Origin of the sequence: Streptomyces sp. NPDC007189 (genome assembly GCF_040703635.1) — a bacterium.
Classification (GTDB): Bacteria; Actinomycetota; Actinomycetes; order Streptomycetales; family Streptomycetaceae; genus Streptomyces.
Genome location: NZ_JBEYEY010000034.1, coordinates 15,118 through 34,300, shown reverse-complemented (window position 1 = coordinate 34,300; position 19,183 = coordinate 15,118). Strand labels below are relative to the sequence as shown.

Annotated in this window: 7 protein-coding genes and 2 pseudogenes; 6 read left to right on the top strand and 3 right to left on the bottom strand. The window is 68.2% G+C overall.

The genetic code is table 11. The annotated features are described in order from the left end of the window. Positions 1 to 1,138 precede the first annotated feature (1,138 nt). Positions 1,139 to 1,456: a hypothetical protein gene (locus AB0950_RS38360; RefSeq protein ID WP_360163055.1), complete on the top strand. Its 318-nt coding sequence runs from the start codon at positions 1,139 to 1,141 to the stop codon at positions 1,454 to 1,456. Between the two features lie 769 nt (positions 1,457 to 2,225). Here the strand turns inward: AB0950_RS38360 and AB0950_RS38355 are convergent. Then, on the bottom strand, positions 2,226 to 2,354 hold the full coding sequence (locus tag AB0950_RS38355; protein ID WP_360163058.1) for a hypothetical protein: 129 nt from the start codon (positions 2,352 to 2,354) through the stop codon (positions 2,226 to 2,228). 78 nt (positions 2,355 to 2,432) lie between these two features. Here AB0950_RS38355 and AB0950_RS38350 point away from each other — a divergent pair, with 78 nt between their 5' ends. From AB0950_RS38350 to AB0950_RS38340, 3 genes and pseudogenes are all read left to right on the top strand, one after another. Beyond that, positions 2,433 to 3,212 (top strand): hypothetical protein, encoded by a 780-nt coding sequence (locus tag AB0950_RS38350; RefSeq protein WP_366780567.1) that lies wholly within the window; start codon positions 2,433 to 2,435, stop codon positions 3,210 to 3,212. Further along, positions 3,205 to 4,407, top strand: coding sequence for a M23 family metallopeptidase (locus tag AB0950_RS38345; protein ID WP_366780566.1), 1,203 nt, complete (start codon positions 3,205 to 3,207; stop codon positions 4,405 to 4,407). The genes AB0950_RS38350 and AB0950_RS38345 overlap by 8 nt, the downstream gene beginning before the upstream one ends. Positions 4,408 to 4,907: 500 nt before the next feature. Beyond that, positions 4,908 to 5,285, top strand: a pseudogene (locus AB0950_RS38340) (lamin tail domain-containing protein); the annotation flags it as partial. A 102-nt stretch (positions 5,286 to 5,387) separates the two neighbouring features. Here AB0950_RS38340 and AB0950_RS38335 read toward each other — a convergent pair. Continuing rightward, entirely contained in the window at positions 5,388 to 5,657 is a 270-nt protein-coding gene (locus AB0950_RS38335) for a DUF3761 domain-containing protein (RefSeq protein ID WP_360162583.1), read from the bottom strand. A 250-nt stretch (positions 5,658 to 5,907) separates the two neighbouring features. On the opposite strand from AB0950_RS38335, the pseudogene AB0950_RS38330 reads away from it, so the two are divergent. Continuing rightward, a pseudogene (locus tag AB0950_RS38330) lies at positions 5,908 to 7,112 on the top strand (IS110 family transposase). A 524-nt stretch (positions 7,113 to 7,636) separates the two neighbouring features. Here AB0950_RS38330 and AB0950_RS38325 read toward each other — a convergent pair. After that, the gene (locus AB0950_RS38325) at positions 7,637 to 11,593 is read right to left on the bottom strand and encodes a hypothetical protein (protein ID WP_366780565.1); all 3,957 of its coding nucleotides are present in this window, start codon (positions 11,591 to 11,593) and stop codon (positions 7,637 to 7,639) included. A gap of 628 nt (positions 11,594 to 12,221) precedes the next feature. On the opposite strand from AB0950_RS38325, the gene AB0950_RS38320 reads away from it, so the two are divergent. After that, entirely contained in the window at positions 12,222 to 19,178 is a 6,957-nt protein-coding gene (locus AB0950_RS38320) for an HYD1 signature containing ADP-ribosyltransferase family protein (RefSeq protein WP_366780564.1), read from the top strand. Positions 19,179 to 19,183 lie beyond the last annotated feature (5 nt).

Genomic DNA, 19,183 nt, shown 5'->3' with positions numbered 1-19,183 from the left:
CGGCGACGGCGGTGCCGGTGACCGCCAGGACGGCCAGGCCGACAGCTGCAGCGGAGACCTTGGTGGCGCGTCTCATGTGCGTGTCCTTCCAACTGCAGGAGTGATCAGCGCACGTTAAGCAGTAGATCTGGCAGTCGCTACCAACGGGTTCCAACGGCTCGGTGAATTGCTCTTCCTCTCGCCGTCGGCCAAGCGGGAGCACACCACACCACACGCCCGCAGTCCGGTCAGAGCTCCGGCCTGCTGCAAAGAGCGGGACTGCGCCAGCGACGCCCTGCTGGATGTGGTCACCGAGCACACGGCCACCGCTCCGACTCCACCGGACGAGGTCCTCCTGGTCTGAGCGAGTTGACATGGACCGATTCGTCAGGCCTATCCGTCTTGTTGACGACTCATCGCCGCACCAGCGCCGCCAGCGCGATACTTCGGCTGGAGAACCGCCCCGACATGCTGCAACGCTTGTTCGAGAGCACGGTAGCGGACGAGTGCAGACGCCGACGTGACGCCGGTCGGCCGTGAGCATGACGGCCAGCGGCCGTTCCTAGCCGTCGCAGGCAGGGTGGATCTTGGTTGTCGGTCCGCCGCAGGACCGGACGAGGGCCTGATCATCCGGTTCGTCCTGCCGGAAAATCCCATTCCCAGCCTGCGGCCGCGGCGTATCGATGGGCTCGGACGGTGGAGTCGATCCGGACCAGCCAATCGATGTCTCCGACCGTATCCGCTTTAGCCCTGGCCCCGCCGCTGCTCCGGAGCATGATGTCACCAGTACCACTTGACACCACCGCCCCCGGTCCCGCATCGGTTGTCCCGCGGCGCGGCCGTCGAGGAGCGGAGTTCCGGGCTACCCCGTCCGGGCGATGGATCGGGGAATCGTGCGATTTGCACTATTAGATCCCCATTCGTTCCATTATCCAAGTGGTGGAGTTGCCCTCACCGAAGACGGGCGTCCCAAGCCGAGGAGAGTGGAAACGATGACGACGACGTCTCGCTGGCGATCTGTTGTGGCGTCAGCAGCCGTGGCTGCTGCCTTCTTTGTCGTACCGCTGGTAGGCGCGGCGACCGCCTACGCCGACAGCCACCCCACCACCCCGCTGCAGACACACAAGTCTGACCGCGAGCACGGCTCGAACGAGCGCGACTGCGAGGAGCACGGCTCCGACGAGAAGGGCTGCGAGGAGCACGGCTCGAACGAACACGGCTCCGACGAGCACGGGTCGGACGAGCACGGGTCGGACGAGCAGGACTGCAAGGAGCACGGCGCCGACGAGCACGGCTGCGAGGACGAAAAGCACCCGGGCAAGCCGGAACTCGCACACACCGGTGCAGACCACACGAAGGAAGCGGTCATGGGCGGTACAGCCGCCGCTCTGATCGCGGCAGGCGCCGGCACCGTACTGATTGCGCGCCGCCGCAGCAACTCGTAACCCCGTCCCCAGCGCATCCACCGCCCCGCTGAAGAGTCCCGGTCACACACCGAACGCCCCGGGGCATCGCGGAGCACCTTTCGCCCGCTGGTCAGGAACGCGCAATCGGCCGCCGCCGCACCAATGGCGGCGGCCGCTGGGCCAGTTCCACGGTGGGGCGGCCGCTGCGTGATCAGCGGCTGGTCTTCGACGGGATCTGGTGGCGGGCCAGGACTGGCTCACGCACGCCGCCGGAGCCCGCAATAAGGGGCTGCCAATCCAGGCCGGACGAGCACGGACGGCATGGCGCCCGAGCCCGACGACCACGCACTCGGCCGCTCGCGCGGCGGCCTGACCACTGAGCTTCATCTCGCCGCGGATGCCGCCGATGCGGGAACGCGCCGCCGCCACGGTCGACCTCCCCGACCCCATCCACGCCACCCGCGACGTTCTGGTGGACGGTTGCCGGCGTGGTCCTGGCGGCAATCGCGGTTGTGATCGCGCTTGTGGAACTACTCCATGGCTGGTGATGCTGCCGCGCTCAGGCAGCAACTCGATCGTGCCCCAGGAGAACAGACGCCTGGTCCAACCGGAGCATCCGGCGCCATCGGGTCGGCCATCGGACAAGAGCTCCGGCAGCGGGGACATGAGGTGACGGGTGTCTCACGGACCGCCACACCGGGTCGGGTCTGGTGCCCGGTGACGTCGCGGACCCGACGTCGGTTCGCAAGCTCATCGAGTCCGCCGAAGCTGTCGTATCGGCGGTCGCGCCGCGAACGCCCGCGGACGACTGGGGGGTCGTGGAGGCCGCGGGTGCAGCGGTTACTGCGACGTCAGGCTCAACTCGGCGAGCGGCTGCCCTATCAGCTCGACCTGCACCCAGGACAGGTCCTGACCGACCTGGGCTGCGGCCGCGGCGGAGCCGGCCCCGGGCGCCGCGTGGCTGGTCATGGTGGACGGACTGACCTCTCCACGGCGAAGGACGCGCTGCCGCGCTGGGGCTTCTCGCTCTTTCTGTGGAGCCACTCGATGCTCTGGTTCGAGATCGTCTTCCACGCCGTGATCGTGGCCGCCCTGGCCTTCATGATCTTCGGCGGCCGATGGCTCGCACTGGCCCAGGCCGTGATGATGTGGTCGCTGCACAACCGCAACCAGGACGTGCTCGAAGGCGGCGACAACCTCGCCCAGATCCTCATCCTGTTCATGGTCTTCACCGTCTCCGACGCCCGCTTCGCGCCCGGCGCCAAGCGGCGGCGCGCGCGGCTGAGGGAGCGGGAGCGGCCGGCGGTCTCCACCGTGCTGCACAACCTGGCCGCCTTCCTGATCGTCTTCCAGACCGCGGTGCTGTACTTCGCCGCCGGCTACTGGAAGATCACCGGGAAGATGTGGCAGGACGGCGTGGCGATGTACTACATCAGCCGGATCACCGGCTTCCAGATGTCGGCGGCGTACACGCACCTGATGAGCAACGCCTACGTGGGCACCGCCGTCTGCTACTTCACGATCGCTGTAGAACTCGCGCTGCCCTTCGCGATCCTGTCCGCCCGCCCATGGGTCCGGAAGGCCAACGCCCTGGCCCTGGAGGCCATGCACGTGGGCATCATGGTCTGCATGGGCCTGGTGTGCTTCGGCCTGCTGATGATCGGCGCGGACTGCACCTGCCTGCGCGACGACGACTACCGGTCGCTCGCCCGGCGCCTGCGGACCCTCAAGGAGCGCCTGCTGCCCCGTGGTTGGACGCCGCTGCCCGCGCGCGGCATGAGCCCCGTGGCGATCGCGGCCGGACAGGACGGGGTGGCCGATGCGTGACACAGTCAGGGAACCGGCAGGCGGCACCGGCTCGCAAGACGCGGCGGCGGATGCCCTGTACCGGTTCCTCACCGCCGGGCGCGCCGACCGGGAGCGCCTCGCGCCGCGCGTGGTCGCCGCCGTGGGACGCGAGCAGCTCGACGAGATCGTGGACACCACCCTCGCGCGCGTCGGCGAGGTCACCGGCGTGCACGACAGCCCCGAGGGACTGGTGATCGGCGGCACCCGGGGAAGCGCTCTTGCCTTCGCCGCCACCGCGGACGGCCGGACGCTCGACCATCTCCTCATAGCCCCCGGCACGTACCGCCCCTCACTCCCGCTCCTCGCCCGGCTGCGTCGGGCTCTGCCGTGGACCGTGCTGGTGGCGCTGTTCCTCGTGCGGATCGACGCCTGCTGGGAGGCCCCCTCCCAGATCGCCTGGTGCGGGCGCCTGCTCATCGTCGCGGTCGGGTACCTGGTCATCGAGGGGTGGCGTGCCCCCGCCCTGATGCCGTGGTGGGCCCGCCGGCCGCTGGAGGCGGGGGCCCTCGTCGCCCTCGCCTCCGCCTGGCGGCTGCCGGGGCTGCCCGCGTCGGGCGGCACCGGCGAGCTGGTCGTGGGGGCCTGCCTGGTCGCCGTCGCCGGCGTACTGCTGGTGCGGGCACGACGCCACCGCTGGGGAACAGCCGTCTCCCGGCCGCTCGTCTTCCCTTTGCGGGGCGGCGGTTGGTACATCGCGCAGGGCGGAGGGCGCGGCCTCAACCACCATTTCGCCTTCCCCGAGCAGCGTGGCGCCCTGGACGTGGTTCAAGTCGGCCCCGGCGGTACGCGGGGGCGCTGCCGAGGCATGAACGAGAGCTACCTCGTGTACGGACAGCCCGTGCACGCCCCCTGCGACGGCACGGTCGTCGCCGCCGCCGACCACATCGACGACCAGGAACCCGGCACCATCCGCTACCAGCCCGCCTACGGCAACCACGTGTGGATCGACACCGGCGCCGAGCTCGTCAAACTCGCCCACCTGCGCCCCGGCACCGTGACCGTGGCCAAGGGCGACACCGTGCGCGCCGGGCAGGTGCTCGGCGAGGTCGGCAACTCGGGCAACAGCACCGAGCCGCACCTGCACATCCACGCCGAACGCGACGGCGTCGGCCTCGACCTGGAGTTCGAGGGGGTCTCGGGCCCGCTGTGCCGCGGCCGGACCGTCCGCTCGTAGACCACACCACGCCCTTCATCACGGCAGGCAGCCCTGCGGCCCGCACGGACGACACGCCCGGGCCCGGGCCGCCTCGTCACGTCCTGGGAGCCCGCCGAGGAGGACCTCAGGCCCCGCAGGTACGAGTACCGCCTGCCGTTGAGCAGTGGATCGGGCGCCTGCATGACGCAGTGATGCGCGATCTCAATGTGATCCCATATCACCTGCGGCACACGCGCTCACGTCAGGAGCATCGAGAGTTGAACCCAGGCGGGGAACGCTGCTGTTAGAGTCCCCGTCTTCTCGGGGTCTTACGTCTGGGGGCAGGGTGTGCGTGTGCGGTCGACCGGTCGCACACCAGCGCAATACACCCGGCTGGCCTGCGGTTTCTCTGCCATGGCCGGCTCGGTGTGGGCACCCTAGAAGGGGGCTACTGTTCGTTTCTTCTTCCCGTTCGTCGTGTGACCGCCGTCGCCGCGGTAGCCGGCCGCTGCCGTGGGCGCGGTGGTGCTGCCGGCCGCGTCAGCAGTGTGCGTTACGACTCCCCGGGCCGGGAGGACCGCTCCAACCGTTGCTGTCCGGGGAGTGGGTGGACGTCGCAAACTCAGCTCGCGGCGGTGAATCTGGACGGCTGGACCCTGTCGGACGAGGACGGCCGCACCTACACCTTCCACCACGCGTGGCTGGAGGGCCGGGCCAGGGTGCGCGTCCACACCGGTTACGGCCGTGACACCGGCACCGACCTCTTCCAGGACCGGCGGCGCGAGGTGTGGGACGACCGCGGTGACACCGCGACTCTGCGCAACGACCGGGACCGTTTCGCCGACGCCGTCTCCTGGGGATATGACCGTGACCACCGGGGCGACGACCGGGACCACCGCGGCGGACACGGTCACTGACCTGCCGAGCGGTTACTGACACTGCTCGCGGAGCCGAAGCCGAAGGCGCGCAGGGTGTCTCCCTCCGGACAGGAGGAAGACACCCTGCGCGCTACCGAGGGGCTACTTGAACCAGTAGCGCACGCCGTGGTGGTGGGAGCAGGTGCCCTGGGAGTGCCGCGAGTACGACAGGGAAGCGTCGTTGCACTTCGCGGTCTCGTACTTGTCCTTGGGCTTTTGGTGGTGCGTCCACCCGCAGGCCCCGATGGTGTGGTGGATGCAGTGGTGGGCGGTGTTGGTGGACGGCAGGGTGGCTGCGGACGCGGCCGGGGCGCTGAAGAAGACGCCGGCGACAGCGATGGCGACAGCGGAGGCGGCAAGACGTGCGCGCAAAGGAATCCCCGTTACCTTCTTCGTGGCCCCGCAATGGGGCTCCCGGCCTCCGGTCCCGGCATGACTCAGATTCCCAGTCAGTCATGATCGAAAGGGTGCTGTCACCGGGCACGGAGGCATCGGTAGACCGCTGATCAGGGGCATGGGCGCCGAACCCGCGCTGGGCGAGGCAGGCTCTTCGTAACGTGGATGCCGGCACGCTGATGCCGCAGGCAGGCCGGGACGGTTCGGAGTCGGGAAGCAAGGATCCGTGAACGAGGACAAGACTGTCGACGTCTACCTGGGCCTGGACGTGGGCAAGGGCGAGCACCACGCCATCGCGCTGACCCCGGCCGGGAAGAAGGCCTTCGACAAGCCGCTGCCCAACACCGAGCCGAAGTTGCGTGAGCTGTTCGCCAAGCTGCAGGCCAAACACGGCACCGTGCTTGTCGTCGTCGACCAGCCGGCCTCCATAGGGGCCCTGCCGCTGGCGGTCGCCCGCGAAATGGACTGCCAGGTCGCCTACCTGCCGGGTCTGACGATGCGCCGGATCGCCGACCTGTATCCGGGCGAGGCCAAGACCGACGCGAGGGACGCCTACGTCATCGCCGACGCGGCCCGCTCGATGCCGCACACGCTCCGCGCCATCGACCCCACTGATGAAACCACGGCCGAGCTGCAGATGGTCGTCGGCTTCGACGACGACCTCACTGCCGAGACCACTCGCATCAAGAACCGCCTGCGCGGCCTGCTCACCCAGATCCACCCCTCACTGGAAAGGGTCCTGGGCCCACGTCTGGACCATCCTGCCGTCCTCGCCCTGCTGCAGCGCTTCGGCTCACCCGCGCAGATCCGAAAGGCCGGGCGCCGCCGCCTGGTCGCCCTGCTGCGGCCGAAGGCACCGCGAATGGCGGAGCGTTTGGTGGACGACATCTTCACCGCCCTCGACGAGCAGACCGTCGTCGTTCCCGGGACCGAGGCCGCGGCACTGATCGTTCCCAGCCTCGCCTCTTCCCTCGCCGCCGTCCTCGATCAGCGCAAGGTCCTGGCCACCCGGATCGAGGAACTGCTGGAGGCCCACCCTCTTTCCCAGGTCCTGACCTCCATGCCCGGCATCGGGGTCAGGACTGCAGCCCGCATCCTCATCGACGTCGGCGACGGCACCGCGTTCCCTACCGCGGGGCACCTGGCCGCCTATGCTCCGGCCTGGCCCCGGTCACCTGGGCCTCGGGCTCGTCCATCCGCAGCGAGCACCCCGCCCGGCGCGGCAACAGGCAACTCAAACGCGCCTTCTACCTCGCCGCGTTCGCCTCGCTCAAGCAGCCGGAGTCCCGCGCTTACTACGACAAGAAGCGCAGGGAAGGAAAACACCACGTGGCAGCCGTCATCGCGCTCGCCCGACGACGGGTCGACGTCCTGTTCGCCATGCTCCGCGACGGCACCTTCTACCAAGCCCCAGCCGTCACATCAGCTTGACGAAGACCATAGGGGCACCCTTTGACGTGGAACAAGTGCAGCGGGAGTTTATAGGGATTTCAACGACGTGCCGTCCCACTTCGGACAATCAGCCGTGGCCGAGTGTGAAGTCACCAGGACACCTGCCGGGACGCGGCCGAGGTGAGCGTTTGGGAGGTGACGATGAGGGACGAGAGTGGGACCAGCACTCGAGTACGTGGGCTCGCAATGGCTGGACCGACACGCTGCAGCTGTCGCCGAACGCCTGAACCAGCTCACCCAAACGCCGCTCGGCTGGAGGCGGGACTGCAGCCGTTGCCTTCTGGTCGGGGCTGTGGGTTCGGCGGCGAAGTGGCGGGCTTGGGCGCCCAGTCGTGGTCCGTCATGTCGAAGTGCTGCAGCGCGTCCGGCAGTTGGGGGGCAAGGAACCGACTTGTCTGCTGCGGCTGACGTCATGGCGGGGTGTGTTCATGTGCGGGCCTGGATGCGCGGAGGGGCGCACGGCTGACGATGAGCCATGCGCCCCCGTGCTTGGTCCGCGCTCCTTACGAGGCGGGGTTGGCGAGTCCCGACAGGTCGAACAGTGAGGCGATGGCTGTGTAGGCGTCGGCCGTGAGGTTGACGTGATCGCCGGGGTCGAAGTCGGACGGTGCGGTGTCGGTGTTGAGTTTCAGTGCTTGCGGGTCGGTTGTGCTCGCCGGGTCGGGTATGGCCACAGCCGATTCCGCGTCCACGTAGCTGAGGGTGGGTGAGTTGGGATCGAACTGGTCGGTGACCCAGGTATTGGTGTCCGTCCGGTTCTGGTCGATGGTTGCTGTGCAGGCGCTGTAGCCGTCGCAGGGCGTCAGCGTGGTGAAGACGACCTTGACGCCCCAGCCCCTGAGCTGGTTGCTCAGCAGGCCGTACGAGGATTCGAGGGTGGTGTCGTCGGTACCGGCGATGATGTCCTTCAGGCCTTCGTCGACGATGACGGTGGTGATGTCGGGCAGGGCGAGGACGTCGCGGTCGAGACGGGTGAGTGCGGCCGGGCCGCCCTGTGTCTGAGTCGGTTCGGTGGCGAGGCGGTTGTTCTCGACGCCGGAGGTGACGATGCCGTAGTCGGGGGTGCCTTGGGTGTTGTTCTGCAGGGCCGTGGCGAGGTCGTCGGAGAGCCGTGGGACGTTGAGGGCCTTGGATCCGGTGGCGAAGGGTTCGATGAGGTTGTCGCCGAGGACGGCTACGGTGGGTTGGTTGCTGTTGGTGACGACGTCGATGCCGGTGAGGACGTTGGTGAACCAGCCCCAGTAGACGCCGGTGCCGGTGAAGGCGGTCGTGGTGGTGTCGGTGGTGTGGTCGCCGGAGCCGACGGCGCTGACGTACTGGGTGGCTGGGCCGGCCCAGCTGTGCTGGACGAGGTAGGGCACGTCGTTGACCAGGTGGAAGCTGACCATGATGCGTTTGCCGGGTGTGGCGCTGTAGGCGGTCGGGTCGCTGTAGACCTCGCCGCCGACCGGGATGGTGACCGTTCTGCTGCCTCCGTTGAAGGTGAGGTCGGCGGGGGTGGCGGTGGGGGCGGCGCCGGAGGACTGGGTGGCGATCGTGGTGTGGTCGATGGTCAGCGGCGTGCGGCCGAGGGCGTTGGAGAGGCGGATGCGGACGCTGGAGCCGGCGACGCTGGGGTTGGCGGCGATGCGGAAGGTCTGGTCCTTGTAGTCGGTGCCTTCGTAGTTGAACGCGCCTTCGTCGGGAGAGTTCCATGCGCCGGTCCACTTGGCGCCGCTGGGGGCGGTGGTGGTGTCGCGCAGGGCCATGCCGAACAGGTGGAGCCCGGGGACGTACTGTCGGGCGGCGCTGCTCAGGTCGGGCAGGGTGACGGAGCTGATCTGGGCGCCGGCCTTGAGGGGGACGGCGAAGGCGTAGATGTTGGTGCTGCGGGTCTCCTGCGTGCCGCTGGTGTGGTTGCGGTGGGGGAGGGTGACGGCGGACAGGGCGTTGGAGCCGTAGACCCAGTCGGGGACGGTCAGGTGGTAGGCGGAGGTGGTGCCGTCGGCGTAGGTGACGGATCCGTAGGGGCCGCCGGCTCGGCAGTCTTCGTACTGCCCGTTGCCGAGGGTGCATTCGGTGCCGCTGACCGAGGTGCCGTCGGGGATGGCGGGGCTGGAGTAGTCGTCCTCGGCGCGTTGGGAGCTGACGAAGCCGTAGGTGGAGAAGCCGAGGAAGACCAGTGCGCGGCCGTTGCCGGTCATCTGGATGGTCTGGTTGGCGGCCATCACGTTGTCGCCGGAGGAGGAGGCGAAGCTGGGCAGGGTGAAGGTGGCGCCGTCCACGGTGATCTTGCCGCCGGGCTGCCAGCCGGCCGCCTTGAGGTCCTGCAGCGAGATGGTGGCACCCACACCGTCGGCGTCTGCCGCTGCCTGGTTGCTGTTGTCGGTGACAGCGGTGTTGTTGAACGCATCCTTGAGGCTGGCGTAGGTCTTGCCGGCGTGCCCGAGGGCCGTGAACTGGTACTGCTGCTGGGTGGAGACGTTCCCGGCGGAGTCGACGGCGTAGACGTAGAGGGTGTGTGTGCCAGGGGCGGTGGGGGTGACGGAGATCGTCGCGGTGTTGCTGGAGGCCGTGGCGATTTCGGAACTCGGTGTGTTGGAGGTGGGCGGGCTGACGTCGAGGTTGTAGAGGAACTTGGTGGCGCTGTTGGTAGTGAGGGTGAAATGACCTGGGGTGCCCGCGGGAGTGATGCCCGGGGAGTCCTCGGGATACGTGCCGTCCTTGTCCTTGACGGTCGGCTCGGCCGGTGCGGTCAGGTCGACGGTGAAGTGGCAGCTGGACGAGGCTGTGCTGGTGTCCTTGCCGTCGCTGGAGGTGACGTTCCAGCCGACCGTGTCGCCGGTCTTCAGCCCGCTCATGAACGAGGAGGACAACTGCTTGGGGGCGTTCTGGCCGCTGGAGACGGTGGCGCTGGTCGTGGTGGTGGAGGTGCCACCGTTGACCCAGTACTTGTAGGTCGCCGCCAGGTCGTCCTTGTCACCGTCGCTGACGACGGCGTTGAGCGTGGGCGGCGTGGTGATCAGCGTCTTGCCGATGACGGGGTAGGGGCTGGAGGTGCCGCAGCCGACCGAGTGCGTGCCGAACTTGGCCGCCAGGCTGCTCGGCTTGCTGGGCACGTGGTTGTACTCGATCGACATGGAGGGGTTGTTGGCGAACCGCTTGAAGTAGTTGCCGTCGCCGCTGCCTTCCTGGCTGTTGACCAGGGCGAAGGTCCAGCTGGAGTCCTTCGCGGCGGCCTTCTTGGCGATGGTCGACGTGACGGAGAAGCCGCCGGAGGGTTCGCTGTTGCAGGCCGGGCCGAAGCTCTTGCTCGCCAGGTAGCTCGACAGCGCGGGCCTGTTGTTCCAGGTGGTGCCGGAGCCGATCGCACCGGTGAGATACAGCTTGACGTCCGAGGAGAGGCTGCAGCTGGCCGAGTAGTTCTCTTTGACATCGACTGTCGCTGACACGATGTGGGTGCCCCACACTGTGGAGGGGATGCCGAGCTGGAAGTAGGAACGCTCGGTGCCGATGCAGCCCGACCAGCTGTTGTAGCCGACGCCGGGGTCACCGTACTGGGTGGAGTCGTAGTTCTTCGCCGACGGGCAGCCCTGCTGCGTCTCGACGTAGTGCTGTTTGCTGCCGGAGGCGTAGTGGGGGTTCCAGCTGGGGTCGATGTAGACCGGGTAGCGGGTGGTGGATCCGGACAGCAGCTTCTGGTCCGGCGTCAGGGAGAGCGTGCTGCCGGTGACGTCGTCCGCAACACGTGCTACCTGGGCGCCGACGCCGGGCCCGGAAGAGCCGTCGTTCGTGCCGGTGGCATCGGCGGGCGCAGTGCTCGCCGTGTCGCCGGGCGCGGTGAGCAGTTGCGTGGTGGTGCCGTCGGAGGAGGAGTCCCACATCACAGGCTGGGGGGCGCTGAACATCACCTGGCCCGTCGGTGTGGCGGCCTGAAGGTTGTCGTGTCCGTCGTCGGAGACCGTCACTCCGCTGGCGTGGGCGGCCAGTTTCAACGTGGACAGGGCGGGGTCGCCGGCCGCCTCGGCGGTCTTGACGACGATCAGCTCGGAGAACCCGCCGAGGGTGTTGGCGGTCAGTTTCAGATCCACGTCCTTGAGGACGTCGGGGTAGGTGATCGTGGCACCGGACACGGTCGGTTTCGGCAGCGTCTGGGGCCAGGAGAAGGCCAGTTGGGCCTTGCCGCTCGACATGGACACCAGGGGTGTGCTGCCGCCGCCGGAGAAGGTCAGGGGTTCTGCCGCTGCCTTGGGGCTGTAGCTGCCGTCGTCGTTCTGCTGCAGGGTTGCATCGACGGGCACCCACGCGTCGTCCTTGCGGACGCGCGCGGGAAGCAGGCTGGTGGTCCAGGTGACGGTACCCGAGGGGTTGGCCTGGACCGTGGCGGTCTCGGTGGTCAAGGCGTCCACCTGGACGGGGCTGCCGGTGCCGGCTGCCTTGCTCTGGGCCGCCGCCAGGGCTGCCTGCTGGTCCTTGCTCAATCCTGAGTCGTCCGCAGGACGGGTGGTGCCCAGCGGGCCGTCCGGCTGGGACTGGGGCAGGGGCGGCGCCGGCGTGGACACCGGAGAGGTGCCGCCTGCATCGGCGGCGGCAGGTAGGGCGGGCGCCAGGGACAGCGACAGCGCACCGACGACTGCTGTGATCAGAAGACGGCCGGGTATCCGCGCTCTCTTTGCGAAAGGTCTGCTCGCGTAGCGCGTACGGAAAGGACCGGACATCTGCCCCCCAGGTTGCGTCCGATGAGAAAAGAGCCGATAGGCGCGAGGAGGCTACCCGCAATTGCGTCAAGGGGACAACCGGTGGCTGAAAATCGACGCTCCGCTAATCAAGCAGGCGAGTGCGTGGTATGTGCAATTTTGCTGCGCATGCGGACCGTTGGAGGTGGTCTTGGCCAATCGGCCCAAGGCGTGGGGAAATTGAGTCCCCATCTGTCGTTTCTTGGCTGCCGCAAGGGTGGTTCATGACTGTCTCTATGTGAGATCTATACCGTGAAGGGCCTGTGAAAAGAGCCTTCACGCTGGTCGAATATCCCTTCGGCAGTCACGCTGAATTGGGGGGTCCGGAGTGCGTCGGAATTCGCTGTGGCGGATTTACGGAAGAGCAATGCGGATGCGGAAAGCCCCCGCCTTCTGGATCGCCACCATCACCGCACTCGGGTTGCTGGCCGGCCTGGTCGCCCCGCAAGCCGCACTCGCCGCCGCCCACGGGCCCAACTACCTCGTCAAGACGAAGAAGGAACGCTCCGTCCCCGTGAGGCCCGTCAAGGGCAAGCCCGTTGCCGTGCCACGGATGGCCCGCTGGAACCCTGGCAAGGCGCACACAGCCTGGCCCGCGACCTCCAGCGCCGATGCGACGGTCCCGGCTCGCGGAGCCGCCGCGCGGCACGCAGGCCACCTGCCGCTGTCCCTGACAGCCGCCAAACGAGGCCACCGCGCACCGTCCGGCACGAAGCTGCACGTGCGGCTTCCGGGCCAGACGGCCGCGCAGAAGCTCGGAATGCGCGGCGTGGTCTTCACCGTCCAGCCGGATGCGAAAACCCCCGGGGGTAGCGCCCGACTGAGCCTGGACTACTCGGCGTTCAAGGACGCCTACGGCGGCGACTGGGCCGGCCGACTGCACCTGGTACAGCTCCCGGCCTGCGCCCTGACGAGCCCGGCCAAGGCCGCATGCCGCACCCAGAGCCCACTGGCCTCCGCCAACAACGCCAAAGCCCAGACGGTCTCCGCCGACGTCACACTGCCCGCCCGTACCGCAGCCGGGCAATCCGCGGCCGCTCAGCCGATGGTGCTGGCGGCGGTGGCCGGCACATCAGGGGGCGGCGGCTCCTACGCGGCGACCTCGCTGGCCGCGTCCGGCCAGTGGTCCGCCGGCGGCTCCAGCGGCGCCTTCTCCTACTCGTACCCCATCACGGTGCCAGATGTCCCCGGCAGCCTGACCCCGAGCGTCGCCCTGGGCTACAACTCGCAGAGCGTGGACGGGCGTACCTCCTCGACCAACGCCCAGTCCTCCTGGATCGGCGACGGCTGGGACTACTCTCCCGGCTACGTCGAACGCAGCTACCCGGCATGCTCCGACGACGCGGCGAACGGCACACCGAAGACGTCCGACGAGTGCTGGTCGGATACCGCCCAGACCCTCACGCTCTCACTCAACGGCTCCTCCAACACCCTCGTCCACGACGACAAGACGGGCACCTGGCACCCGCAGGACGACAACGGCGAGAAGATCGAGATCAAGACCGACACGGTCAACGACGACAACGACCACGAGTACTTCGTCGTCACGACCGCCGACGGCACCCAGTACTACTTCGGCCTCAACCGCCTGCCCGGCTGGGCCACGGGCAACGCGACCACCAACTCGGTGTTCACCACCCCCGTGTACGGCAACGACACCGGGGAGCCGTGCCACGCCTCCACCTTCGCCGCCTCCTGGTGCCAGCAGGGCTACCGGTGGAACCTCGACTACGTCGTCGACCCCCACGGCAACGCCATCAGCTACTGGTACACGCCCGAGACCGGCTACTACGGCCGCGACAACGCCACGACCGCCACGCCGTACACCCGCGGCGGCTACCTGGCGAAGATCCAGTACGGGCAGCTCGCGGGGAAGGTCTACGACACCACCAACGCACCCGCCGCAGCCCAGGTCTTCTTCGACACCTCCGAGCGGTGCCTGCCCGACTCGAGCTTTGACTGCGCCACCTCGAAGATGACGACGGCCAACGCCTCCCACTGGCCCGACGTCCCCGTCGACCAGACCTGCGCCTCGACGGGCACCTGCAACAACCACGGGCCGGCGTTCTTCACCACCAAGCGGCTGACCGGCATCCGCACCCAGATCCTGGTCGGCACCGCCTATCAGGACGTCGATGCCTGGTCCCTGACCCACACCTTCCCCTCCACCGGGGATACCACCACCCCGTCCTTGTGGCTGTCGTCCATCACCCACACCGGCAAGGACGGCGGCAGCCTCGCCCTGCCCCCGGTGAAGTTCGCCGGACAGGCCCTCGCCAACCGGGTCGACGGCCTGGACGGCTACCAGCCGATCACCCGCTACCGGCTCACCACCGTGACCACCGAGTCCGGCGAAGTGATCACCGTCAACTACTCCGGCCCCCAGTGCCATCGCGCAGGCACCACGGTGCTGCCCTCCAGCGAGGACAACAACACCTACCGCTGCTTCCCGTCGTACTGGACCCCGCCGGGCCAGACCTCCCCGCAGCTGGACTGGTTCAACAAGTTCGTCGTCAACTCCGTCACGACCGAGGACCCGACCGCGGGCGGCCTGCCCGTCCAGACCTCCTACAGCTATCTCGGCGACCCGGCCTGGCACTTCAACGACGACCCGCTCAGCCAGGCCAAGTACCGCACCTGGAACCAGTGGCGCGGCTACGGCAAGGTCGAAACCCGCACCGGCACCTCACCGGCGAAGATCACGCTGCTGCGGCAGTCGTACTTCCGCGGCATGGACGGCGACAAGACCGCCTCCGGCACGCGCAGCGTCACCCTCGACGACCGCGCCGGCGACGATCCCCAGAAGGACTCGGACTGGCTGGCGGGCCAGGCATTCGAGACCGAAGGCTTCAACGGCGACGGCGGCACCCTGCTGTCGGACGAGATCAACGACCCCTGGAGCTCACCGGCCACGGCGACCCAGTCCCGCACGAAGGCAGGCCTGGACGATCTGGTCGCCCACCGCATCAACATCCACCGCAGCCGGGCCATCACCACCAAGGCGGACGGCACCCAGCGCACCACCGAAACCGACTACACCATCGACGACGCCACCGGCCTGCCCACGTCCGTCGACGACCGCGGCGACACCTCGACCACCACGGACGACAAGTGCACCCGCACCTGGTACGCCAAGGACGCCTCGGGCAACACCCTGCCCGCACCGCGCCGCGTCCAGCAGGTCGCCGTCTCCTGCTCCGCCACACCGAAGTACCCCGACGACCTGATCAGCGACGACCTGACGTTCTTCGACCTGCACACCGACAACACCGCGCCGCCCACCAAGGGCGACGTGACCATGGTGCAAAAGGCCGACTCGGTCGCCAGCGACGGCACCCCGCACTACATCACCGCGCTGAAGACCACCTACGACGACTACGGCCGCGAACTCACCGAGACCGACGCCGACAACAACACCACCACCACGACGTACACGCCCACCACCGGCGCCGCACCGACCTCCGTCAAGATCACCCAGCCCAAGGTCACCGGCCAGACCACCGCCTTCAGCACCACCACGACCCTCGACCCCGCCCGCGGCCTGGACCTGAAAACCACCGACGCAGCCGGCTACTCCACCACCAGCACCTACGACCCGCTGGGCCGGCTCACCGCCGTATGGCAACCGGGCTTCTCCACCAGCAACAACCCCAACACCAAGTACAGCTACAACCTCAACCCCACCGAACCGTCCACGGTCACCACCCAGACACTGCTCGACAACAACACCTACCGCACCTCCATCTCCCTGTACGACGCCATGCTGCGCCCCCGGGAGACGCAGACGTCGACGGCGGACGGCGGCAGGGTCATCACCGACACCGTCTACGACAGCCACGGCTGGACGGTGAGCTCCTCCGCCCCCTACTACAACAGCGGGGCCCCCTCCAGCACGCTCGTGGACGCCCCCGACAACCAGACCCCCGCCCAGACCGCAACGGTCTACGACGCAGCCGGCCGCGTCACCGACTCGATCGCCTACCACTTCGCCTCGGAGACCTGGCGCACCACCACCACCTACCCCGGCTCCGACCGCGTCGACGTCACACCGCCCAGCGGCGCCACCCCCACCACGACCTACACCGACGCACGCGGCCAGACCGTCAAACTGCTGCGCTACCACGGCAGCACCCCCTCCGGGGCCGCGGACACCGTCACCTACTCCTACGACGCCGCCGGCCACCAGATCGGCCAGGACGACGGCCAGGGCCACACCTGGACCAGCCACTACGACCTGCTGGGCCGACGCACCTCCCAGACCGACCCGGACACCGGCACCTCCAGCTCCACCTACGACAACGCCGGCCAGCTGCTGACCACCACCGACAACCGCGGCAAGATCATCACCTACAAATACGACGAAATAGGCCGTAAGACAGCGGAGTTCGACACCACGGGAGGCGTCGACCCGTCCGCCGCCAACGAACTGGCGTCCTGGACGTACGACACCCTGAAGAAGGGCAAGCTCACCTCCACCACCCGCTACGTGGGCGGCACGTCGGGCAGCGCCTACACCAGCAAAGTCCTCGGCTACGACAGCCACGGCTGGACGCAGGCAACGCAGCTCGTGATCCCCTCGGCCGAGGGCGCACTCGCCGGCAACTACACGACCTCCAATCACTACAACCTCACCGGCACACTCGCCTCGTACACCGACGCCTCACCCAGCACGGTCACGCTGCCGCAGGAGACGGTCTCCTACACCTACGACGCCTACGACCGGCCCATCGGCGTCGGCGGCGACACCAACGGCTGGGCCTACGTCAGCGGCCTGACCTACACCGAGTTCGACGAGCCCCAGCAGTTCACCTACGGCACCTCGGGCAACTTCGCCCAGCAGACCCTCAGCTACGACGACCAGACCCACCGCCTGACCGGTTCCACCACCGTCACCCAGTCCGGACACGCGATCGCCGACCAGACCAGCTACGCCTACCAGCCCTCCGGAAACGTCACCAAGATCGCCGACAAGCTGGAGACCGGCCAGACCGACACCCAGTGCTTCACCTACGACTGGGCACAGCGCCTGAAGGCAGCCTGGACCGCCACCGACAACTGCGCGGCCACCCCCGCGCCCGGCGCCTCGTCCACCGTGGGCGGCCCTGCCCCGTACTGGCAGAGCTGGACCTACGACGGCACCGGCGCCCGCCAGACCCAGGTCGACCACGACCCGTCCGGCGACACCTCCCACGACACCACCGCGACCTACACCCCCTTCTCCACCACCGGCAACGGCCACCCCGCCCACGCCGTCTCCCAGGTGGACAAGGTGACCCCGGCCGACCCGACCGCCAACACCACCAACACCTACACCTACGACGAGGACGGCAACGTCCAGACCCGCACCACCCGCGCGGGCACCGACACCTTCACCTACGACGACGAAGGCCACCTCGCCGACCTGTCCTCCACCGGCAGCGCCGGCGACACCAAATACCTGTACGACCCCGACGGCAACCTGCTGATCCGCCACAGCCCCGACGCCACCACCCTCTACACCGGCGACGAGGAGATCACCCTCAAGAAGGACGCCACCAGCGCCGACGGCATCCGCTACATCTCCATCGCCGGCGAAACAGTGGCCACCCACTCATCCGACGGCCACTTCACCTACCTGATCCCCGACCGCCAGGGCACCGGAACCCTCGCGATCGACTCCCAGAACCAGGCCGTCACCCGCCGCCAGTACAAGCCCTTCGGCGAACAGCGCGACCAGACCGGCACCTGGACAGCCGGCCAGCGCGGCTACGTCGGCGGCACCCAGGACGACAACACCGGCCTGACCAACCTCGGCGCCCGCGAATACGACCCCTCCATCGGCCGATTCCTCGCCCCCGACCCCCTGCTGGACCCCGGCGACCCGCAGTCCTGGAACGCCTACGACTACGCCGACGACACCCCCGTCACCACCTCCGACCCCTCCGGCCAGTGCAGGGCCGACCAGTGCGGCGTCGGCTACCCCATCGGCGGCACCGGCACCAGCAAGGACAACCCCACCCGCTACATCGACACCGGCCCCGTCGACCCCGGCGGCCAGAACACCGCCTACTGCCACCACGGCAACTGCACCGACGGACACCGCCTCGGCGAAGGCACCGGCGCAGGCGGCGGCAACATCAGCAAGAAGACCTACGACCCCCAGGCCGAAGCCCGGGCAGCGGCACGCGCCAAAGCCACGGCGGACGCCGCAGCCGCCGCCGCACGCAAGCAGGCCTCCGGCCTCAAGCACCGCATCCTCAACCTCGTCGCCGACGTCATCGGCCTCACCGACGCCTACAACTGCTTCACCAAGGGCGACGTCATGGGCTGCATCAACACCGCCCTGACCGCAGTCCCCTGGGGCAAAGTCTTCAAGGCCATCAAGGTCGGCATCGAAGCCTTCAAGGTCTGGCGAGCCCTCGACCGCGCCTACACCGCCGTCAAAGACGCCGAAGAAGCCGCCAAAATCGCCGACGGCGTCCTGGACTCCGAACGCGCACTCGCCGAAGCAGAGAAAGCAGAAAGCGCCGGCACAGAAGCCGCCGGCTGCACCGTACACAGCTTCGTCGCGACCACCCCGGTCCGCCTGGCAAGCGGATCAAGCAAACCGATCAGCCAGATCAAATCCGGCGACACCGTCCTGGCCACCGACCCGCAAACAGGCGTAACGGCCCCGGAAAAGGTCCAGAACGTCATCGTCACCCACACGGACCGCGACTTCACCACCATCACCGTCGACACGACCCCGGTCCGCGGCCCGCCCCACAAGGCGCAATCTCACGCCGCGCCCAAGCAGACCCTCACCACCACCTGGCACCACCCCTTCTGGGACGCTGGCCACCACCACTGGGTCGACGCCCACAACCTCACCGCCGGCACCAGGCTCCGCCGCCCGGACGGCACCACCGTCACCGTCACCGCTCTCCGCAACTTCCATCAGTCCAAAACGACGTACGACCTCACTGTCGACAATCTGCACACGTACTATGTGTCGGCTGGTGCCACGCCGGTTCTTGTCCATAACTGCCCTTCAGGCGGCGATGACGCCCCCGAAGAGATGATCCGGATGCGGCATTACACGAATGCCCGGGGCAAGGCCGGAATAGTCCAGAGTAAGATCATCAGAGCAAGCGATCAAAACAAGGTATTCCTCGTCCCGGCCAAAGGCAAGCCGATGAGCCCCCGTGATGCCGAGGCCACGCTGGGGATCGGGCGCGGCCGAGGGAATCACGTTCTGGAATTTGATGTTCCCGCCGGTCGCGTTCGGTCGAGATACAATTCGACAATGGGCATCACTGAATGGGTTGCCGATGGTGATCTTCCGGTCGAAAATATTCGCGTGAAAAGGTGATGAGT